Annotated in this window: 23 protein-coding genes; 10 read left to right on the forward strand and 13 right to left on the reverse strand. The window is 66.3% G+C overall.

What is annotated here, in order from left to right; all coding sequences use genetic code 11:
• Positions 1-42 precede the first annotated feature (42 nt).
• Positions 43-843, forward strand: a complete 801-nt coding sequence (locus tag ACZYZ7_RS01935; RefSeq protein WP_463740086.1) for a thymidylate synthase — start codon at positions 43-45, stop codon at positions 841-843.
• Positions 840-1,346, forward strand: a complete 507-nt coding sequence (locus ACZYZ7_RS01940; RefSeq protein WP_450068902.1) for a dihydrofolate reductase — start codon at positions 840-842, stop codon at positions 1,344-1,346. The genes ACZYZ7_RS01935 and ACZYZ7_RS01940 overlap by 4 nt, the downstream gene beginning before the upstream one ends.
• Here ACZYZ7_RS01940 and ACZYZ7_RS01945 read toward each other — a convergent pair.
• Positions 1,328-2,569, reverse strand: a complete 1,242-nt coding sequence (locus ACZYZ7_RS01945) for a hypothetical protein (RefSeq protein WP_463740087.1) — start codon at positions 2,567-2,569, stop codon at positions 1,328-1,330. The genes ACZYZ7_RS01940 and ACZYZ7_RS01945 overlap by 19 nt on opposite strands.
• 61 nt (positions 2,570-2,630) lie before the next feature.
• Here ACZYZ7_RS01945 and ACZYZ7_RS01950 point away from each other — a divergent pair, with 61 nt between their 5' ends.
• Positions 2,631-3,833: a winged helix-turn-helix domain-containing protein gene (locus tag ACZYZ7_RS01950; protein WP_463740088.1), complete on the forward strand. Its 1,203-nt coding sequence runs from the start codon at positions 2,631-2,633 to the stop codon at positions 3,831-3,833.
• Here ACZYZ7_RS01950 and ACZYZ7_RS01955 read toward each other — a convergent pair.
• Both ACZYZ7_RS01955 and ACZYZ7_RS01960 read right to left on the reverse strand, forming a co-directional pair.
• Positions 3,810-5,216: an APC family permease gene (locus ACZYZ7_RS01955; RefSeq protein WP_450068905.1), complete on the reverse strand. Its 1,407-nt coding sequence runs from the start codon at positions 5,214-5,216 to the stop codon at positions 3,810-3,812. The genes ACZYZ7_RS01950 and ACZYZ7_RS01955 overlap by 24 nt on opposite strands.
• Before the next feature lie 30 nt (positions 5,217-5,246).
• The gene (locus ACZYZ7_RS01960; protein ID WP_463740089.1) at positions 5,247-6,164 is read right to left on the reverse strand and encodes a proline iminopeptidase-family hydrolase; all 918 of its coding nucleotides are present in this window, start codon (positions 6,162-6,164) and stop codon (positions 5,247-5,249) included.
• Between the two features lie 81 nt (positions 6,165-6,245).
• On the opposite strand from ACZYZ7_RS01960, the gene ACZYZ7_RS01965 reads away from it, so the two are divergent.
• Entirely contained in the window at positions 6,246-7,034 is a 789-nt protein-coding gene (locus tag ACZYZ7_RS01965) for a FadR/GntR family transcriptional regulator (RefSeq protein ID WP_450068907.1), read from the forward strand.
• A 69-nt stretch (positions 7,035-7,103) separates the two neighbouring features.
• On the opposite strand, the gene ACZYZ7_RS01970 is transcribed toward ACZYZ7_RS01965, so the two are convergent.
• From ACZYZ7_RS01970 to ACZYZ7_RS01990, 5 genes are all read right to left on the reverse strand, one after another.
• Positions 7,104-8,351 carry a sulfotransferase family protein gene (locus tag ACZYZ7_RS01970; RefSeq protein WP_450068908.1) on the reverse strand — a complete coding sequence of 416 codons (1,248 nt, stop codon included), beginning with the start codon at positions 8,349-8,351 and terminating at the stop codon, positions 7,104-7,106.
• Positions 8,348-9,424, reverse strand: a complete 1,077-nt coding sequence (locus ACZYZ7_RS01975; RefSeq protein ID WP_463740090.1) for a DUF1214 domain-containing protein — start codon at positions 9,422-9,424, stop codon at positions 8,348-8,350. Before ACZYZ7_RS01975 ends, ACZYZ7_RS01970 begins: the two co-directional genes overlap by 4 nt.
• Complete coding sequence (locus ACZYZ7_RS01980) at positions 9,421-9,975, reverse strand: TetR/AcrR family transcriptional regulator (protein ID WP_450068910.1); 555 nt, start codon at positions 9,973-9,975, stop codon at positions 9,421-9,423. Before ACZYZ7_RS01980 ends, ACZYZ7_RS01975 begins: the two co-directional genes overlap by 4 nt.
• A gap of 232 nt (positions 9,976-10,207) precedes the next feature.
• Positions 10,208-10,489 carry a hypothetical protein gene (locus ACZYZ7_RS01985; RefSeq protein ID WP_463740091.1) on the reverse strand — a complete coding sequence of 94 codons (282 nt, stop codon included), beginning with the start codon at positions 10,487-10,489 and terminating at the stop codon, positions 10,208-10,210.
• Between the two features lie 324 nt (positions 10,490-10,813).
• A complete protein-coding gene (locus ACZYZ7_RS01990; protein WP_463740092.1) occupies positions 10,814-11,680 on the reverse strand; it encodes a hypothetical protein in 867 nt (288 codons plus the stop codon).
• A 102-nt stretch (positions 11,681-11,782) separates the two neighbouring features.
• Between ACZYZ7_RS01990 and ACZYZ7_RS01995 the strand changes: the two genes are divergently transcribed.
• The 5 genes from ACZYZ7_RS01995 to ACZYZ7_RS02015 all read left to right on the forward strand — a co-directional run bounded on the left by ACZYZ7_RS01995 (position 11,783) and on the right by ACZYZ7_RS02015 (position 16,835).
• Complete coding sequence (locus tag ACZYZ7_RS01995; RefSeq protein WP_463740093.1) at positions 11,783-12,643, forward strand: hypothetical protein; 861 nt, start codon at positions 11,783-11,785, stop codon at positions 12,641-12,643.
• A gap of 116 nt (positions 12,644-12,759) precedes the next feature.
• Positions 12,760-13,512 (forward strand): FAD-dependent thymidylate synthase, encoded by a 753-nt coding sequence (thyX, locus tag ACZYZ7_RS02000; RefSeq protein ID WP_135453791.1) that lies wholly within the window; start codon positions 12,760-12,762, stop codon positions 13,510-13,512.
• Between the two features lie 22 nt (positions 13,513-13,534).
• Entirely contained in the window at positions 13,535-14,437 is a 903-nt protein-coding gene (dapA, locus tag ACZYZ7_RS02005) for a 4-hydroxy-tetrahydrodipicolinate synthase (RefSeq protein ID WP_135453792.1), read from the forward strand.
• The gene (locus ACZYZ7_RS02010; protein WP_463740094.1) at positions 14,437-16,113 is read left to right on the forward strand and encodes a ribonuclease J; all 1,677 of its coding nucleotides are present in this window, start codon (positions 14,437-14,439) and stop codon (positions 16,111-16,113) included. The genes dapA and ACZYZ7_RS02010 overlap by 1 nt, the downstream gene beginning before the upstream one ends.
• A gap of 47 nt (positions 16,114-16,160) precedes the next feature.
• A complete protein-coding gene (locus ACZYZ7_RS02015) occupies positions 16,161-16,835 on the forward strand; it encodes a hypothetical protein (RefSeq protein ID WP_463740095.1) in 675 nt (224 codons plus the stop codon).
• Here the strand turns inward: ACZYZ7_RS02015 and ACZYZ7_RS02020 are convergent.
• A complete protein-coding gene (locus ACZYZ7_RS02020; RefSeq protein ID WP_463740096.1) occupies positions 16,821-17,258 on the reverse strand; it encodes a hypothetical protein in 438 nt (145 codons plus the stop codon). The genes ACZYZ7_RS02015 and ACZYZ7_RS02020 overlap by 15 nt on opposite strands.
• Positions 17,258-17,881, reverse strand: coding sequence for a helix-turn-helix transcriptional regulator (locus ACZYZ7_RS02025; protein WP_463740097.1), 624 nt, complete (start codon positions 17,879-17,881; stop codon positions 17,258-17,260). Before ACZYZ7_RS02025 ends, ACZYZ7_RS02020 begins: the two co-directional genes overlap by 1 nt.
• A gap of 72 nt (positions 17,882-17,953) precedes the next feature.
• Here ACZYZ7_RS02025 and ACZYZ7_RS02030 point away from each other — a divergent pair, with 72 nt between their 5' ends.
• Entirely contained in the window at positions 17,954-18,361 is a 408-nt protein-coding gene (locus ACZYZ7_RS02030; RefSeq protein WP_135453797.1) for a group III truncated hemoglobin, read from the forward strand.
• Here the strand turns inward: ACZYZ7_RS02030 and ACZYZ7_RS02035 are convergent.
• The 3 genes from ACZYZ7_RS02035 to ACZYZ7_RS02045 are packed head-to-tail and all read right to left on the reverse strand — an operon-like array spanning position 18,358 to position 20,365.
• Positions 18,358-19,227: an SAM-dependent methyltransferase gene (locus tag ACZYZ7_RS02035; protein ID WP_463740098.1), complete on the reverse strand. Its 870-nt coding sequence runs from the start codon at positions 19,225-19,227 to the stop codon at positions 18,358-18,360. The genes ACZYZ7_RS02030 and ACZYZ7_RS02035 overlap by 4 nt on opposite strands.
• Positions 19,224-20,051 (reverse strand): mycofactocin-coupled SDR family oxidoreductase, encoded by an 828-nt coding sequence (locus ACZYZ7_RS02040; protein WP_450068919.1) that lies wholly within the window; start codon positions 20,049-20,051, stop codon positions 19,224-19,226. Before ACZYZ7_RS02040 ends, ACZYZ7_RS02035 begins: the two co-directional genes overlap by 4 nt.
• Entirely contained in the window at positions 20,051-20,365 is a 315-nt protein-coding gene (locus ACZYZ7_RS02045; RefSeq protein ID WP_135453800.1) for a putative quinol monooxygenase, read from the reverse strand. Before ACZYZ7_RS02045 ends, ACZYZ7_RS02040 begins: the two co-directional genes overlap by 1 nt.
• Positions 20,366-20,442: the final 77 nt, after the last annotated feature.

Raw genomic sequence — 20,442 nt, forward strand, 5'->3', positions numbered from 1 at the left:
GGCTACCGTTCTACTCCTCGTGACGGCACGTAAGCTGAGTGTGTGCCGATCCAGACGCCCTACGAGGACCTCTTGCGGAAGGTGACCGAACAGGGGGTGCGGAAGTCCGATCGCACCGGTACCGGCACCCGCAGTCTGTTCGGGCACCAGATGCGTTACGACCTGGCCGCCGGCTTTCCGTTGATCACCACCAAGAAGGTGCACACCAAATCGGTGATCTACGAGTTGCTGTGGTTCCTGCGCGGCGATTCGAACGTGCGGTGGTTGCAGGACCACGGTGTCACGATCTGGGATGAATGGGCCAGTGACACGGGCGATCTCGGCCCGGTCTACGGGGTGCAGTGGCGGTCGTGGCCGACCCCGTCCGGTGAGCACATCGACCAGATCTCGAATGCGCTCGAACTGCTCAAGCATGACCCCGATTCGCGGCGCAACATCGTTTCGGCATGGAACGTCGGCGAGATCCCGCAGATGGCGCTGCCGCCGTGCCACGCCTTCTTCCAGTTCTATGTCGCCGATCAGAAGTTGTCCTGCCAGCTGTATCAGCGCAGCGCAGACCTCTTCCTGGGCGTCCCGTTCAACATTGCCAGTTACGCCCTGCTGACCCACATGATGGCCGCGCAGGCCGGGCTGGGTGTCGGTGAGTTCGTCTGGACCGGCGGCGATTGCCACATCTACGACAACCACGTCGACCAGGTGGCCCTGCAGCTGGGTCGCGAACCTAGGCCATATCCGGAACTCGTGCTGGCGCACCGTGATTCGATCTTCGATTACCAATATGAGGACATCGCCATCCTGAACTATGATCCGCACCCGGCGATCAAGGCGCCCGTCGCGGTATGACCGAAAAGCATGTGACAGGCGATCTTCGACGCCTGGCGCTGATCTGGGCGCAGTCGAGCACCGGCGTCATCGGCCGTGGCAACGACATCCCGTGGCACCTGCCGGAAGATCAGGCCCGGTTCAAGCAACTCACACTCGGGCAGACCGTGGTGATGGGTCGGTTGACCTGGGAGTCGCTACCGGCCAAGGTGCGTCCGTTGCCGGGGCGGCGCAACGTCGTCATCACCCGCAACCCCGGATATGTGGCCGACGGCGCCGAGGTGGTCACCGAGATCGGTGACGTCTTCCGAGGCTGGGTGATCGGTGGTGCGCAGATCTATGCACAAGCCCTGCGGTTCGCCGACCGCTGCGAGGTCACCGAGATCGACCTCGACCTGCCGCCGGCCGAGGGTGACGCGATGGCGCCGGAGCTCGACGATTCCTGGACGAAGACCACGGGCGACTGGCTGACCAGCAGTTCAGGACTGCGGTACCGGTACTGCAGCTACGCGCGCACGCTGTAGCCGGCCAGCCTGCGCACCTCGCTGTCGGGGTCTTCGGCCGCGAGCTCGGCGATCCGTTCCTCCAGGGCCGCCACCGCATCGCTGTCGAGGTCGCCGGGGCCCATGAGCCCGATCAGATCACCGAGGACGATGACCGCGTGACGGCGGATCACCGGCTCGGGATGCTCGAGCCCGGGCCGGGCACCCGGCAGGTCGGCAGCGTCGAGCGTGCAGAACCCTCGTCCCGGCTTCAGATCTTCTGCCACGATCGCCGCGACTGCCGGATCAGCAAGCCCGGCAGCCAGCAGCGTGTAATCCAGCGGCGGGTGCCCGCGCCCGTGATCACGGAACGAACGGTAAGGCGCGGCGACTGCGGCCGCCCTGCTCCCGGCCGGCACGTCGTGGCGTGCCAACACCTCCAGCCCGGCACCGAGGCGCCCCAGGGCAGTCGCGACCCAGTCGTGGGCATTGCCCTGCAGCGGTAGTGCCGCCCACAGTGCGTCCATCACCTCGGGCGTCGCGATGTTGAGGTCGGCCAGGAGTTTGCCGCCCGTCCAGGCGGTCTCGGGGTGGGCGAGAGCCGCAACTGCTACGGGCACCGCGGCCGCGCCGGCGTCGAGCAGGAGTTCGGTCGCGCGTTCGCGGCCGAGCGCGCCGACCGGCCCGGGAGCCAGGCCCGCTGCCGCAGCCAGGACTGCCACCCGCTGCTCAACCGGCATGGCCAGCACGTCTCGTTCGGCCTGCGTGGCCGCGACATACTCCGGGAAATGGCGCCGCAGTTCATCAGCGGTCAACGAACGAACCAGAAGGTCCGCGTCCTCGTCGTCGAGATAGACCACCGCGTCGTCGGGCAGGGTGCCGTCGGCGACGAGTGCGGTCCGCGTGCGCGCGGCGACATTCAGCATCGCCTGTGCGAACCGGTCCCATTCCTGCTCCCACTGCGCACGAGGCAGACCTGTGACCGCCGTGCTGAGGCGCTCACCCCACTGCGAATCGGTGTCGCCCCACTCATAGTCCTGGTGTTCCCAATCGGGCGGGCTGAACCGGCAATCCGGTTCCTCCACCGATTCCTCGGTGGCCAGGGCAAGGTTGGGCAGGTAGATCACCCCGGTGGTCTCGGCGTAGAACTCGCTGAACGCCACGGCATACGGCGTCTCCGACCCGGCCGCCTCGACCATCGCGCGGACCGCGTTCGCAGCGGCCAGGGTCAACTCGGTCTCGAACGCATCCCACTCGAACGCCACGCGGACCAGTATCGCCAATGCGCCTCCGCTACTTGTCGGTGCCGTAGGGAACGATGGCATCGTGGCTACCCTCACGAGCGCGCAGGCCCGCCGCATTGCTGTCGTCGCGCAGGGGTTTCACGAACCCAAGCCCCGCGGTGCGGTCACCCGTGCGCATCTGCGCAAGCTGGTCTCCCGGATCCAGGTGTTGCAGCTGGATTCGGTGTCGGTGGCCGTGCGAGCGCACTACGCTCCGGTGTTCAGTCGGCTGGGGCCGTATGACCGCGATGCCCTGGACCGGGCCGCGTGGTCGCACAGCGCTCGCTCACCCCGGCTGCTGGTGGAGTACTGGGCGCACGAGGCCGCGCTGATGGCGGTCGAGGACTGGCCGCTGCTGCGGTGGCGGATGCGTGAGTACACCCACGGCCGTTGGGGCACCGAGATCGTCCGGAAGAACCAGAAGCTGGCCGAGGACATCGTCACCGCGGTCGCCGAGCTCGGCCCGTCCACCGCCGGTCAGATCGAGGCCCACCTGGAATCCGAGCCGCGCGGCCGCAAAGGGCCATGGTGGGACCGCAGCGACACCAAGTGGGTGGCCGAGGCGCTGTGGTCGTCAGGGGTCTTGACGACGGCGACCCGCGTCGGGTTCGCCAGGCACTATGACCTCACAGAACGCGTACTGCCGGCCGAGGTGCTGGCCCGGCAGGTCGACGACGAGGAGGCGGTCCGCGAGCTCGCTCTGCGGGCCGCCACCGCGCTGGGCGTCGGCACCGAGGCCGATATCCGCGACTACTTCCGGATGGGGGCCAAACAGGTCAAGCCGGCGATCGCCAAGCTGGTGGCCGACGGTGAGCTGGAGCCCGTCGACATCGACGGAACCCCGGCGTATCTCCGTGCGGGCCAGATCGTGCCGCGCCGTGACCGCGGGACTGCGCTGCTGTGCCCGTTCGACCCGTTGATCTTCTTCCGGCCCCGGGTAGAGCGGTTGTTCAATTTTCACTACCGGATCGAGATCTACACCCCCGCGCCCAAGCGCCAATTCGGTTACTACGTATGGCCGTTCCTGCTCGATGGCGAGTTGGTGGCGCGGGTGGATCTCAAACGCACCGATGCCGCGCTGCAGGTGCCGGGGGCGTTCATAGAGAACGGCCAGGACCCCGCGCGGGTGGCGGAGGCCCTGGCCGTCGAGCTGAGGACGATGGCGTCGTGGCTGGGGGTGGACGAGGTCGAGGTGGGGGGCCGTGGCGACCTCGCCGAGCCGTTACGTCGCCGGTTCCTCAGCTAGCTCGGGGACCCCGCGCCCCCGGATCATGTTGGTGACGAAGATGATCCCGCCGATCACGAGCCAGACGATGCCGCCGATCTTGGCCAGCGCGTCGGCGTTGATCAACACGTAGCCGATGATCAGGAAGCCGACTGTCGGTACCACGAGGTGCAGCAGGTAGTTCTTGGACTTCTGGCGCACCAGGTAGTACCAGATGACCGAGGCGTGGAGCAGGCAGAAGCCGAACAGCGCACCGAAATTCACCAGCGACGAGATCAATCCGATCTGACCGACGAAGAACAGCACCAGCACCAGGCTCAGGGCGCTGACCACCAGGATGGCTGCGATCGGCACCTTGCGGGAGCTGATGGTGGACAGGAATGCCGGCAGCTGGCGGTCGCGGCTCATCGAGAACAGCAACCGGCTGGTGGCGGCCTGGGCGGCCATGGCGTTGGCGAAACCGACGGCCAGCACGTTGACCACGAAGAATGCGTTCATCCAGCCGGTGCTCGACGCGGCCTGCACCAGCAGGAAGAACGCGTTGCCCACCTCGTCGTCACTGAACGATTCGCGGCCTCCGGCCAGCAGGCTGGCCAGCCAGGTCTGGGTGATGAACAGGAACGCCACCACGAACAGGGCGACGATCATCGCTCGGCCGGCCGGGTTCTTCTTACCGGTCGATTCCTCGGCCAGTGTCGAGATGCCGTCGAAGCCCAGGAAGCTCAGCACCGCGATCGACAGTGCCGCCGCGATCAACGGTGCGGTGACCACCTCGGAGTTCCAGATCGGCAGCGCGCTCCACCCGACGTCGGGCAGTGACTGCCCGTTGATGGCGCGTACCGCGATGATCACGAACAGCACGACGAAAACCAGTTCCACGGCGAGGAATACGCGGTTGACGAGCTTGAGCGAACCCACGCCGAGCAGGTTGATGATCGTGTTCACCACCACGAAGACGATCGCCCACACCCAGCGCGGAGTGTCCGGGAAGAGTCCGACCATCGATTCGGCGGCGAAGACGTAGAGCAGGGTGGGGATCAACAGGTAGTCGAGCAGGATGGCCCAGCCGGCGAAGAAGCCCAGGCCGGGGTGGATCCCGCGGCCCACATAGGCGTACACCGATCCCGCCAACGGGAACGACTTGGCCATCTGGGAGTAGGCCAGCGCGGTGAACACCATCGCGATCAGCCCGATCAGGTAGACCAGCGGCACCATGCCCGACGCGCTGTTGTAGACCGTCCCGAAGATGGTCCACGGTGCGATGGGCACCATGAACACCAGGCCGTAGACGATGAGATCGGCCGTGGAGACGGAGCGGCTGAGTTCCTGCTTGTAGCCGAATGATTCGAGATCGCGTTGCCCTTCACCGGTGGTGAGATGGGCGGCGGCCGCTTCAGTTGCCATGGCGTTCCTGTCGAGTCGAAGGGGAGAAGGTCAGACCCGGGCGGCAGCGGCCAGATCGTGCTGATTCAGGAACTCGGCGATCACCGAGCGGAACTCCACGGGTTTCTCCAGGTGAGTGCAGTGGCTGGTGTCGGAGAACACGTGACTGCGGGCGTCGGGAATGAGGTCGGCATAGGGCTGCCAGGTCGCCGGGGTGGCCTCGTCGAACTCGCCGGCGACGACGAGTGTCGGGGCAGTGACCGATGGCAGCCGGTCGATGATGCTCCAGTCGCGCAGAGTCCCGATGACGTGAAACTCGTTGGGCCCGTTCATGGTGTGGTACACAGTCGGCTCGGCCTCCATCTGGGCCACGGTGTCGGCGAAGTCCTTGGGCATCGGCTCGACCCGGCAGACGTGGCGACGGTAGAACTCCTCCGTGGCGGCCAGGTATTCGGGATCGGTGACCGTGCCATCGGCCTCGTGGCGCTCGAGCGCGGACTGGGCGTCCGGGGGCAGTTGAGCGCGTAGGTCGGCCGCGCCCTCGACCCACAGCTGCATCGAGGCGGGGGAGTTGCAGATCGACAGCGAAGCCAGTCCATCCGGGACGCGGACCGCGATCTCGGCGCCGAGCATGCCGCCCCACGATTGTCCGAGCACGTGGTATCGGTCGATCCCGAGGGCCTCGCGGACAGTGTGGAACTCGTCGACGAAGAGCTGAGGGGTCCAGAAGTCGGCAGGGGCGTCGGGCAGGTGTGTGCTGTTACCGCAGCCCAACTGGTCGTAATGGATGACGGTGCGGCCGGTCTCGTCGGCGAGGGCGGCGATGTTGGCGACATAGTTGTGGGCCATGCCGGGTCCACCGTGCAAGACGAACAGGGGGAGGGTGCCGGGGCGGGCGGATTCCGGAGTGGTGACCTGGACCCAGGTCTCGTGGCCGCGGAAGGCCACTGTGCGGGTGGAACGAGACATGGCGCACAGCATGAACCAATAATGGTCTCGTAGCAAGACCATTAATCAGGATTTAATTTGTGACGTCGATATTGTGTGCCCATGGGGAATCCCGAGCCGCAGACGACAGAGCCCGCGGGCGCCACGCCCGGGCTGCTCGAGCGCGAACTCGAACCCTCGTCGCGGGTGGATGAAATCACCGACCGTCTCGTCACCGCAGTGGCGATCGGCGAATACCTGCCCGGCTCCCGCCTGCCATCGGAACGGGAGCTCGCCGCGTCGCTGCGGGTCGGCCGGATGACCGTACGCGCGGCCCTGGCCAGGCTGGTTGAGCTGGGCTTGGTGGAGACCCGGCGCAGCGGCCGCGGCGGCGGCACCTATGTTCTGCAGCAGTGGCCGGAGTCGTCGACCGCCGCAGTCGGGCGCACCCTGACCACGCGGCTCGATGAACTACGGGACCGCTGCGATGCCATCTGCCGAATCCACGGTGCGGTATGCCGTGCGGCCGCGGAGGCCCGAACGGACCGTGACCTCGTGGTGCTGAGGGAACGGCTCGAGGCCTACCGCTACGCGGAGAGCGGTCTGGCCGCCCAGCAGGCGGACAGCGCGTTGCACCTGGCGATCATGGACGCGGCCGGCAATACCGTGCTCAAACAGATGCTGCTCGAGTTGGAAGCCTCCGTGAGCATCGCCGCACCGGCCCACATGTGGGGTGAATCGGCGACCATGCGCCAGATGGAGCTACGGGCGCTGAGCGAGCATGAACAGCTGATCGATGCGATCGCCGAGCGTCGCGGGGACGACGCCGAAGCACTGGCACGCGCACACCTGGCGATCGACTTCGAACACATTTCGGCCGCGATGCGGCGCGCCGGAGGCCTGGCCGACTGACGGTCGGCCAGGTTCGGCGGTCGAGGCATTGACGGCCTGTGTACAGGTCCCGACTGTGGCTAGGGTGTCCTAGCCGAGGAACCGCTCGCGGTAGTCCCGGAATCGCTCGGCCAGGGCGGCCGGATCGAGTTGAAGGTTCGCAGCGTCGTAGATGACCCCGCCGTAGCGTCCGCGCGGGTGTTCGGTGAGGAAGTCGCTCATCGCCGCACGCACGTCGTCACCGAATGGCCGGTCGGCGAGTCGGTAGATGTCGGCCAGCGTGCCCTGCTCGTCTGCCATGAACTCGTCGAATCGGACGTCGATGGACTGTCCGGCGGGCAGCGCGTCGCGATCGCGGATGCAGCCCGCGAGCAGATCGTCGATGCGCTGCAGCCAGTGCCCGGTTATCTTAGCCACATCGGGCTGCGTCACGGCCATCCGCATGGCGTAGCAGATCATGGTCATCATCGACAGCGTCACATCAACTGGATCACGGTGTGTGACAATGAAAGTCGCGTCCGGGAACGTCGCGGCCAGTGTCGGGAACTGTTCCAGATGCTGCGGTGACTTGAGTACCCAGCGGGTTCCGCCGCGGAGCCATTGCATCGCCTGCAGGCTGCGCTTGACGTACGCGTATGACGGCGCCTGGTCGTGTGCCTTGTAGTGGGCAGTGAAACTCGGCACGTAATAGGCGGTTTCGAACAGCATGCCGGAGATGTCGTTGGCCAGGAGCTGGATCTCCTCGTGGGCATGCTCGACGGTCATGTCGTGCATCCGGCGGAACTCCGGTATCGAGGTGTTCACCAATTCCAGGCCGGCCGCGCAGCGATCCCGACGCGGTGCCGGTGTGTCCTCGCCGGGGCCGGGCACCGGTTCGAGGCTCTCCCAGTAGGGCAGATAGCGCAGTGCAGGGTCGGCGGCGAGCAGGTTGTGTAGATGCGTGGTGCCGGTACGGGGCAGACCGCAGATGATGATCGGCCGTTCGATCGCGACGTCCTCGATCTCGGGGTGGTCGGTGATCAGCGCCTCCAACCGCAGCCGGTTGACCAGGTTGCCCACCAGCTGCTCGAACACGATCCCCACGCCCGTATCGGACAGACCCGCTTCGTCACGCAATGCGGTACACAGCACGTCGAGACGTTCCCGGAACGCCGGGTCGCCGAAATCGTCCAGCCCGGACCGCTCGGTTGCAGCCGTAAGCAACGCGTTCGGGTTGAGGTCCAGGTTCGCGCCGTAGGCGGCGAGTCCATCGCGAATCGGCTGGGCGGCCGGGGGATACACCGGGTTTGCCAGGTCGTCGAACCGGATCGGTGCCGGACGCTGCACGTCGGTGGTCACAGGGCACCGACCTCGGCCACGTGGACGACGCGGCACTGCGGCTGCGCGGGAGTCTCCTCGGGCAGGAACCAGCGCAGCCACATCAGGCCCGTGGAGCGCCCAGCCGTCGAGACCCAGTTCGGGTGGCCCGGGTCCTTCTCGCTGACGACGATCCGCCAGGACCCGTCCGATTCGTAGGTGACGTGTGCGCCGTTGATGGTGACACGCTCGTGGGTGTAGTCGAAGGTGTGCAGGAACGGATTCCACAAGCAGAGGTTCCAGAACACGCACTCCGGTGAGGTGCCCTCGATGATCAGGGCCTGATCCGACGTCAGATCGTAGGAGCCCATGGCGTATGCCGCATCGCCGGCGGACCACCCGTAGGCATTCTGGGGGACCGGGAACGGCGGGTGCAGCTGGTTGGCGGGCTCCACCTTGGTGGGCAGGAAGGAAACCTGTTCCTGCAGCCAGTTCTTCGCGTAGCGGAAGCGGCGGGCCAGCTCCGCGGCACTGTCCGAGCGCCGGGCGGGCGGATTGACCGTCTCGATCCGCCACTCCGGCCGGCGTTCGGTCGCGGAATCGTTCATATAGTTACGGGTCAAAGCGAATTCGGCGTCGGCATCCAGTTTGAGCCAGGCACCCGGGTGGGGGTCGGGGCTCATAATGAACTCGAAGTTCCCATCCTCGTCGAATTCCAGGTCGCGATTGTTGATGGTGCCGACGATGCGGTCGCTGTAGCGGCCCTCACCCGGCCCGCCGTAGACGGTCATCGACATGTACACCGCGTCGCCGCGGTTACCGGTGACGCGGTAGGTGCGGGCCGGATTCAGCGGGGCGAGCTGATAGAAGGCGTCCGCGTTGTCACCGCCCCATTTGAGATACGGGCTGGTGGCGTCGACCAGGATCGGCTTGTCGCGGTCGCCCCACACGTAGGCGTCGACGCTGACCCGCAGCACGCTGAACGCCAGGCGGTACCCGTCGAGCAGGTCGGGTTCGCTCAGCGCGGGTTCGGCGGTGAGCAACTTCTGCTCGATGGCGCGCACCGCGTCGAGAAGCCCGTTGAACGCCTCCGACAGTTCGGCCTTGTCGGTCATGGTTGGTCCTTCCTTGGTGGGTGGATACGTCCTGCTCCCTCGATCAGCAAGGAGCACAATCGATCTGCGGTGTCGTCGACGTCGATGTCCGGTTCCATGTGGGCGGTGTAGAACGCGGTGCCGATCAACGCTTGATAGACCATGTCGACGTCGACATCGGGGCGGATCCGGCCCTGCTCCACGCCGGACTCGACCAGGGATCGGAAGGCGCCCTTGGTCCGCTCGTCGAGCACTTGCTGGGTCCGGATGTGCAATTCCGGGTCGCGGCGACGTTCGGTGAGGATGCCGAGCGCGGCGGCCTCGACCACGGGATCACGCCAGAAGGTGAGCACCGCAGAGATGAAGCCACGCAGGTCGGTCTCGAAATCTTCGGAGACCGGGAGAAGTTCACCGCCGGGTGGCAGGCCGAAGGCGGCGTCAAAGACCAGATGGGTCTTCGACGGCCAACGCCGGTAGATGGTAGGCCGGCTGACGCCGGCCTCGCGGGCGATGGCCTCGATGGACAGCTGGTCATAGCCGTCACGTGCCAGCAGGCGACGGGTGGCGCTCATGATGTCGTGCTGAGTTTGTGGATCACGCGGCCGCCCCGGGCCTGTGAGTGAGGACACACGATTAAGTTACGATACGTCACGTAATTAGGTCAAGAGGCGAATTTGGTGCTCGGTGCTCGCCGTTTCCGACACCTGGGTGGTGGTCGTCGTCGAACAACAACCCCAGGGTCGAAAACGATGCGGAGCGGAGGGTGCGGTCTGGTCAGGTTCTGCAGGTTGCGGATCAGGCGGATCAGATCATCTGCAGTGCTGCGATATAGAGATCGGTCGAGGCGAACGCGCTGGTGGGCTTGATGCGTTTGTGGGAGACGCCGCCGAGTCGCCGCTCGGAGAAGATGATGCGACCATCCGGGCTGAACCCGATCTCCAGTTCGGTCGCCACGCCTGTTGCGCTGAGCAGAGGGTGTTCCCACACCATGGTGCGGTACTCGGCATTCGGGCCGCTGTCGAAGATCAGGTCCCAGTCTTTCTCGTTGGCGCGTTCTCGGACCAGATCAAACATTTCGTAGTGCACGGTCGTTCCTCTCATGATCACTTTCGGTTCGGTATTGCGGAGATGCGGTGCGCTGCAGGGACATCGAGTGAGCCCTCAGCTTCGTTCAATCTCGGTCGGTGGTCTGTCCGCCGATCGGCCCGCAGCCCGGACCAACTCCGGATCCGCCGATCGGGGGACAGATGGGGACGAAATGATCGCTGCCCCTCGATCAGCGACCATTCCGTCGGTCGGGGGTGAGCCGGTGTCCGGGGAACAGGACAGTAAAGAGGAAGGGTCCGACAAGTTCGGATCAGGTCGTCACGGCCGGCGCGTGGAGGTCGTGACCAGGGAGTCCAGCGACCTTCAGGAACTCTTCGCGCGCTCGTACTCGGCGGCGCCGGAGACGGCGAGCGCCACGGCGCCGGCAACGGCCGCGATGAAGGCGATGGCCACCAGCCAGCCGAACCCCGGTCGTGAAACGTCGCCCAGCAGCACCACGCCGACGATGCCGGGGATCACGGTTTCGCCCACCACCAATGCCGCTGCCACCCCGTTCACCGAGCCGACCTGCAGGGCAACGGTGAACAGATAGAACCCGCCGAGGCCGGCGACCAGAATTGCCCACAGCGCCGGGTCGGCGATCAACACACCCACGTTCAGGGGCTCGAGTCCGTCGACGACGCGCACCGCGACCGCCATCGCCCCGTAGAGCACCCCGGCGATCAGGCCGGCGGGCACCGCAGCGTTCCTGCCGAGGAGTCGGACCAGCGTGGCGCCCAGGCCAAGGATGATCGCCGACACCACCAGGACACCCCAATGCAGGATCGCACCGGGATCACGGTCGCCCAGATGCCCGGCGGTGGCCCCCAGGATGCACAGCGCCACAAGGACTATGGCGATCGCGGCCCAGTCACGCCGCAGTAGCCGGACGTGGAGCGCAAAAATGCTCAGCACGGCGGTCACGACGAGGTTGGCGCTGATGATCGTCTGCGACAGGAACAGTGGGATCAACCGCGCCGATACCAGGCTGCCCACGAAACCCAGAAGGTCGAGCGCCATACCCGCGATGAAGATCGGTGCGAGCATCGCGGTGACGGTCGACCGCAGGGTGGGGCCGTTCTCCGCGGTGTCGGCCGCCGCGCCGGAATGTCCCGCGGCATACGACTGCAGAACCGATGCTGTTCCATAACCCACGCAGGCGAGGAGCGCGGCGGCCACACCGATCAGCACCGCGAACCGTCCTGGTGTGCCGGTGCGAACGCGTCAGCGCGGGACATCTGGCGATTGTAGGAGGTGCGAGCTCACCGCCTTGGCCGGTAATACGCTCCGAGGGTGCAGATCCGTGGATTTCTATCGGCGCGATTCCGCCGGAGTTCGTTGACGTTCGGTGCGATCGCGACGACGGCCGCTGTGTCCGGGGCCGCAGTGCTCAGCGGCTGCACACCAGAGCATTCCGCCCCCGAGGTGCCGACGACGACCTCGGCCGGTGCCACCAGGACGACGGAACCACAGGCTTTGCCGGCCTGTGCCACCGTGTCGATCTCCTTCGAACCGGCGTTGGATGCCCAAAACATCCGCTGCGCACTGACTCTCGATGATCATTCGACCATCACCGTGTCCAGTGACCCGGCGTGGTCGTTCAGCCTGCAGAACGGGGGCAAAACCGTCCAGGAGTTCCGCGAACCCACCGACAAGATCGGCCAGACCGGGGTGGCCGCGCTGCTGCAGGACATCGACCAGAGCGGCACCCCGGTCCTGTTGGTGGTCACCGGACGTGGTGGCACGGGTGGTGAACCCATGGCGGTGTGGCGACAGACCGGCCAGTCCGCGCACTTTGCGCGGGCCGGCGAACTGTTCGGATTTCGGCAGTTCTATCGAACGCCCGAAGGGTTCTTCGGCAACTACGCCCATTCCGGCGCGGGCGCGGGAACCGTCACCCTGTACCGGTGGGACGCCGACACTCTCGCCGAGGCTGTCGCACTGGACGTTCAGGTCCCGGAGTGGCCCAAGAGACCCGACGACACCCGTGAGTGGATCCGCAACGGGAACGTTGATTGCACGCTCGACAACGACGACTATCCGCCAGGTGCCCTGGCCACCCGGACGGCCTCGATGAAGGCCGCCGGTGTCGACCCGGCGACCGCCGCACAGCAGTTCTGCACCCAACCGTGGGTCGCGACCATCTACCGATGAGTGCTCGTTTCACCAATTTTCTGCCGCGGGGACGTGAATCCGGCCGAGCAACAGCCAGGCGTGGAAGTCGGCGCGGTGGTGAGGAGCCCCCGAAGGCTCGACAGTAGGGTGGGCGAGTGGCCGAGATCGCGCCGCTGCGCGTGCAGCTGATCGCCAAGACGGAATTCCAGGCACCGCCTGAGGTGCCGTGGAGCACCGACGCCGACGGTGGGCCTGCACTCACCGAGTTCGCCGGCCGGGCCTGCTACCAGAGCTGGTCGAAGCCCAACCCGAGGACGGCGACCAACGCGAGCTACATCCGCCACATCATCGACGTCGGGCACTTCTCGGTACTCGAACACGCTTCGGTGTCCTTCTACATCAGCGGTATCTCCCGATCGGCCACCCACGAACTGATCCGGCACCGGCATTTCTCGTACTCACAGCTCTCGCAGCGCTACGTACCCGAGAACGACGCCGAGGTGGTGGTGCCGCCGGGGTTCGAGGGCGACCCCGAGCTGGTGGAGATCTTCACCGCGGCCGCGGACGCCAGCCGCGCCACCTACACCGAACTGCTGGCTCGCCTGGAAGCCAAGTTCGCCGATCAACCGAACGCTGTTTTGCGTCGCAAGCAGGCCAGACAGGCCGCGCGGGCGGTGCTTCCCAACGCCACCGAGACCCGGATCGTGGTCACGGGCAACTACCGCGCCTGGCGCCATTTCATCGCGATGCGGGCCAGCGAACACGCTGATGTGGAGATCCGCAGGCTCGCAATCGCCTGCCTGCGTGAGCTCGTCGAAGCGGCTCCGGCGGTGTTCTCCGATTTCGAGATTTCGACGCTTGCGGATGGTAGTGAGGTGGCAACGTCGCCTCTGGCCACAGAGGCTTGAGACCACCGGGTAATCTTGGCGCGTGAGTACGAGCGGAATCGATGTAACGGCGCAGTTGGGCACGGTGTTGACCGCAATGGTTACGCCGTTCAAGCCCGACGGCTCGCTCGATCTCGATGCGGCCGCTCAGCTGGCCAATCACCTGATCGACGCCGGCTGTGACGGCCTGGTGCTCTCCGGTACCACCGGCGAATCGCCGACCACCACCGATGACGAGAAGCTCGCGCTGCTGCGCACCGTGCTGGAGGCAGTCGGGGACCGGGCCCGCATCATCGCCGGCGCGGGCAGCTATGACACCGCCCACAGCGTGCACCTGGCCAAGGCCTGCGCCGCCGAGGGGGCACACGGCCTGCTCGTGGTGACGCCGTACTACTCACGGCCCCCGCAGGCCGGTCTGATCGCGCACTTCACCGCCGTCGCCGACGCCACCGATCTGCCGAACCTGCTCTACGACATCCCGCCGCGGTCCTCCATTCCCATCGCCTGGGAGACCATCCACGCCCTGGCCGCGCACCCGAACATCGTGGGCGTCAAAGACGCCAAGGGTGACCTGCACGGTGGCGGCCAGATCATCGCCGAGACCGGGTTGGTGTACTACTCGGGCGACGACGCCCTGAACCTGCCCTGGTTGGCCATGGGTGCCGTCGGCTTCGTCAGCGTCTGGGGTCACCTGGCCGCCGGCCAGTTGCGGGACATGTTGACCGCGTTCAACTCTGGCGATATCGCCACTGCCCGCAAGATCAACGTCTCGTTGGCCCCGCTGGCTGCCGCCCAGGCCCGCCTCGGTGGGGTGACGATGTCCAAGGAAGGCCTACGGTTGCAGGGATTCGATGCTGGTCAGCCACGACTGCCGCAGATCCCGGCGTCCCCGGCCGAGATCGAGGCGCTGGCCGTCGATATGCGTGCGGCTGCGGTGTTGCGATAGTGAGCACCGAACTCGCGCCCCCCAAGCCACTGGCCCCCGGCGGTCTGCGAGTTACCGCGCTGGGTGGAATCAGCGAAATCGGCCGCAACATGACGGTCTTCGAGCACCTGGGCAGATTGCTCATCGTGGACTGCGGGGTGCTCTTCCCCGGGCATGACGAGCCCGGCGTCGACCTGATCCTGCCGGATCTGCGCCACGTCGAGGACCGTCTCGACGATGTCGAAGCGCTCGTCGTCACCCATGCCCACGAGGACCACATCGGGGCGATTCCGTTCCTGCTCAAGCTGCGTCCGGACATCCCGGTGGTCGGCTCGAAGTTCACCATTGCGCTGATCCGCGAGAAGTGCCGTGAACACCGGATCAAGCCGGTGTGCGTCGAGGTCGCCGAGCGGCAGAGCAGCCAGCACGGCGTCTTCGAATGCGAGTACTTCGCCGTCAATCACTCGATTCCGGGGTGTCTGGCCGTCGCGATCCACACCGGTGCCGGCACCGTGCTGCACACCGGCGACATCAAGCTCGACCAGCAGCCGCTCGACGGCCGCCCGACAGACCTGCCGGGCATGTCGCGGCTCGGGGACGCCGGTGTCGACCTGTTCCTTTGCGACTCGACCAATTCCGAACACCCGGGTGTCAGCCCGTCCGAGAGTGAGGTCGGCCCGACGCTGCACCGGCTGATCCGCGGTGCCGAGGGCCGGGTAATCGTGGCCTGCTTCGCATCGAATGTCGATCGCGTACAACAGATCACAGATGCGGCGGTGGCGCTGGGTCGGAAGGTTTCGTACGTCGGACGCTCGATGGTGCGCAACATGGGCATCGCCCGCGAGCTGGGCTACCTGAAGGTCGACGACACCGACATCCTCGACATCGGCGCGGCCGAGATGATGCCGCCCGAGAAGGTCGTCCTGATCACCACCGGTACCCAAGGTGAGCCGATGGCCGCACTGTCCCGGATGTCGCGGGGCGAGCATCGCAGCATCACGCTGACCGCCGGCGATCTGATCATCCTGTCCTCGTCGCTGATCCCGGGCAACGAGGAAGCGGTCTACGGTGTCATCGACGCACTGGCCAAGATCGGCGCCCGTGTGGTCACCAATGCCCAAGCGCGCGTGCATGTTTCCGGCCACGCGTACGCGGGGGAGCTGCTGTTCCTCTACAACGGGGTACGTCCCCGCAACGTGATGCCGGTGCACGGCACCTGGCGGCACATGCGCGCCAACGCGGCACTGGCCGCGAGCACCGGGGTTCCGCCGGAGAACATCGTGCTGGCCGAGAACGGTGTCAGTGTGGACCTGGTGGCCGGTAAGGCCTCGATCTCCGGTGCGGTGACGGTCGGCAAGATGTTCGTTGACGGGCTGATCACCGGCGATGTCGGGGACGCCACCCTTGGTGAACGCCTGATCCTGTCTTCGGGTTTCGTGGCGGTGACGGTAGTCGTCCACCGCGAGACCGGAAAGCCCGCCGCGCCGGCCCATCTGTATTCGCGCGGATTCTCCGAGGACCCGAAAGCGCTGGAGCCGGTCGCCCGCAACGTCGAGCGGGAGCTGGAAAGCCTTGCTGCCGACAACATCACGGACCCGACCCGCATCGCGCAGGCGATCCGGCGCACGGTGGGCAAGTGGGTGGGGGAGACCTACCGTCGCCAGCCGATGATCGTGCCGACGGTCATCGAGATCTAGCCAAATTGGTGCACCGAGCGACTCGGCGGTGCAGTTAGATTGGCATGGTGAGCCGACCAGCGCCTGAGGTGCCATTCGGGCGACGCCGTCCGATTCCGCCGTTCAGCTCGGTGGACGAAGCAAAGCGTGCGGTGGAGTACCCGTTCTTTCTTCGATATCTGCTCGTCGTCGGAGGCTTCCTGTTCGCGGTGGTTTTCTCGTGGGCGGTGTATTCGCTCGTTGTCCGGGAGCGCGGACCCAGTACCACCGTCACCGTCGTGTTCGTGGTGGCGCTCGTCGCTGTCGTCGTGGGGTCGAAGCTCATGCCGTCCATCCTGGCGCGTCGCTTCTACGACCGGGTGACGCGGGGCGGACTCCTGTGCGACGTGTACCCGGCCGGTTTTCCCGACGGCAAGGTCGCAATTCTGATCGACGCACGGCTGCCCGATGCGCAGGCGGCTTACGTGCACGATGCGATCGTCTCGTGGCTCGGGCGGTTGGCGTCGGATCCGGCGGCCCGTATGCAGGCCGGCGACCTGTTCGCCGACGGTCCGATCCGCAGTGCCGACGAGCTCGCGGGCCCGGGCGCCAGGGGTGGATTTCTCGTGGCGCGGGACAAGAATCCGTCCGAGGGCTGGCGTCTCATTCTTCCCGAGGCGAGTCCGCGCGACCCGCACCGGCCGTACTCGAATGGTCTTGTGGTTCAGGTCAAGACGCCGAGCCTGGAGTCAGCCGGCAAGTAGCAGAATCCCGCCGGTCGGCAGGGCGATCACTTTGATGAGTTCGAACGCCACATAGACATAGTGCGCCTGTGAACGCCCCGCCGGCTCTTCGCCCGGGGCGACGGCGAGTACGGCGTTGGAGCGCTGAGTCAGCTTGGGACGCACGGCAATCAGTTGAACGGCGAGCGCCACGATGGCAATCGCGAAGACCGTGATCGCCGCTACGGACGGGCGGTGCAGGGCGAGGGTCACGATGATGGCGACGGCGAACGCGGTTTCCACCGTGTTCAATGCACGGAAAACCATGCGCCCGATGCCGAGTCCGATCTGCAGCGTCACGCCCGGTGCCCGGAACTTCAGCGGCGCCTCGATGAACGAGATCGCCAGCACCATGCCCAGCCAGCAGAAGGTCACGGCGACCGCGACAGCCAGACCGGCGTTCATCATGAATCTCCTTTCGGCCCCAGGTGGGCCACGCACAGATCCGGTTCGACGAACGCGTCGAGTCGCTCGACCGCAACCGGTGCCTGCCAGCTTTCCAACGCCCCCTGCATCAACCCCAGGTGGATCGGGCACACAACCGAGGCGCGGGTCTGGGCCAATTCGAGAAATGGGCAGTGGCGCAACCGGAGTTGATCATTCTCGGGTGGCTCCGGCGCGAAACCGATGTCATCGAGTGTCTGTACCAGGGCGTCAACGGGGGAGTCGATCGCCGGGCGCGGCATCGTGCGTCCCCAGGCACGCCCCATCTCCCGGGCTTTGGCGGCGGGGTCGTCGTCGGAAGCCAATCCATTGGCCAGGATCTCGGCGAGCATCTGGTAATGGGTGGGTCCGGTCGGGTCCATCCGGCGCACCGCCCGGTACAGCTGCGGGGGCCGCCCGGGGCTGCGGTGGTGAGGTTGGACACGTTCCACCTGCCCGCCGGCCTCGAGGTGCTCCAGGTGAAACCGCACGGTGTTGGTGTGAACGTCGAGTCGGGCGGCGATCTGCGCGCTCGTCATCGGCGTTGCAGAGGCCTTCAACGTGCTCAGCACGTCGACTCGGCGCTTCCCGATCGCGGGGATCATCGCTAGAGTTTATACAACAGGAGATTGTAGAAACTAGGGCGACGCGCGACCGGCCCGGAAGGGATCAGTCCGATGTCTGAAGACCTGGCAGGCCGCGAGGATGTCGAGCTGCTGCTGTGGCGCTTCTACAGCAACGCGCTGTCGGATCCGGTGCTCGCCGAACCGTTCTCCGAGCTGCGCGCCAAGGGCCTGCGATCCCATCTGCCTGTCATGTGCGATTTCTGGGAGACCGTGCTGTTCCGCGCCGGGCTCTACCACGGCAGCGCCCTGATCGTGCACCGTGAACTGCACGCCCGTCATCCGTTGTCGGCGCAACATTTCGTGCGCTGGCTGACCCTGTGGACCGACACCGTCGACGAGCTGTTCTCAGGTCCGTATGCCGAGCGGGCCAAGCTGCAGGCCGGCCGCATCGCCAAGGCCATGCATCGGCGACTGGCCGGTGTCGATGCCGCGGAACTCGACGCGCTGGTTGCCTGCTAGCGCTTTTCGGCGAAAGCCGTCCATTCCACCTGTGAGGCGGTCAGCTTCCGGCCGGCGGGTGAAATGTAGTGCGAGGTGAGGTACTCGGGCCCGGCCTGCTCGATCAAATTCCAGCCGTAGGGCTCGATGAACGACGCCACCCGGTCCGGGTCCAGCCCGAACTGCCACAGCCGGCTGCGGACGCGGAACCGCCGATACAGCGATTCGGCCCCGTACCGGTTGGTGCCGTCGATGAAATCGCTGCGGACATACGTGAATGCCAACTGGCTCCCCGGCGTCGCCGTGCGAAGGAACTCGAATGTCGCCGCGACACTTTCAGCGCTCAGATACTGCGTCACGCCTTCCCAGATGAAGAACGTGCGGTGTTCACTGCGGTGGCCGTGCCTGGCCAGTTCGGCGGCCAGGTCATCGCGTTCGAAATCCACCGGCACCAGGTGCACCGAGTCCGGCACGGTTCCCAGCGCGCCGCGCACCACCGAGCGTTTGCGCTCGATGTTGATCGGCAGGTCCACCTCGAACACCGGGATCGCGGTGTGCCGGGCGAGCCGGTAGCCCTTGGTATCCAGGCCTGCGCCGAGAATCACCACGGCGTCGATATTCGGCAGGGCCTGCGTGAGCTTGTCGCCGATGTAGCGCTTGCGGCAGGTCAGATTCGCCCACAGCCCAGGTCCCGAGCGTTCGGTCGCCCCGATCAGAAGTCTGCGGGCAACGGACCAACGCGCGGCCCGGGTGAACGCACGGAGTCCCGCCGGGAGGAACGACAACGCCAATTCGTCGTCGACGAGCCGTCGCCGCACCGGTTCGTACTGCTCGACGGCGGCGAGCACCATCGGGCCGATCGCGGTGGCGGCGACGGGATCGCTCATCGCTTGTTGACGATGCCGGCGTCCACGGGAAGTGTCACGCCCGTGACGTAACGCGCCTGATCCGACACCAGCCAGGCCACCGCATTGGCGATGTCCTCCGCCTGTACCACCTGCACCGGCAGTGCGTTGGAGAAATCGGTTGGGGCGTTGAGTTCCTCGGAGATGTGGCGCAGCCAATCCCGGGTGAACTCGTTGTTGATCATCGGGGTGTCCACTCCGGTGGGGTGGATCGAGTTGACCCGAATGCTGTGCGGGGCAAGGAAATTGGCGTAGGCCCGCATCAGGCCCACCACCCCGTGCTTGGCGGCGGTGTAACCGAGTGAGCCGCGGTCCCCGCCGCCGACACCAATCAGGCCGGCTGCCGAGCTGATCAGGACGATCGATCCACCGTCGCCCTGGGCGACCATGATCGGGATCGCCGCCTCGACGGTGTGGTGTACGCCGGTCAGGTTGACGTCGATGACATCGCGCCAGCCGTCGGGACCCGACTGCATCGGGGCGATCCCGGCATTGGCGACGACGATGTCGAGCCGGCCGAGCTGATCAACCCCGGTCTGCAGCGCCGCTCGCAGAGCTTCCTCATCGCGCACATCGGCTTGCGAAGCGACGATGCGCGCACCCGTCTCCTCTACGAGCTTGACCGTCGCCGCCAGATCCTCGGGGGTGGCCAGCGGGTAGGGCACCGACTCGATCTGGTGGCATAGGTCGATCGCGATGATGTCGGCCCCGTCGGAGGCCAGTCGCAGGGCCTCGGCCCGCCCCTGGCCGCGCGCAGCGCCGGTGATGAAGGCGACCTTGCCGGCCAGGGGAGCTTCGGTGGCCATTAGGCGCGCAGCTGTCCCTTGGCGGGGTCACCCGCGACGACGGGTTGCAACATTTTGATATCGGGGGCACCGTCGAGCAGTTCGCCGATGGAGCCGAACAGGGTGCCGATCGCCGGGGCGGTGCTGTGCGCCTTGAGTGCATCGGCGTCGGCCCACTGCTCGACGAACACGAAGGTGCCGTCGGCCTCATGCAGCGAATACAGCTGGCAGCCCGGCTCGTCGTGGACGGCTGCGACGGCGTTGGTGCAGGCCTCGCGCACTGCGTCGACGGATTCGGGCTTGGCCTTCATGGTGGCGACGACGACAACAGGCATATGTGCAGAACTCCTCGATGAGTGCCGAAACTGGACGAGCGTCCACCCTAGGCGATAAGCGGGTGGATTTGGTTCGT

Source organism: Mycobacterium sp. IDUB_17 (genome assembly GCF_055419465.1).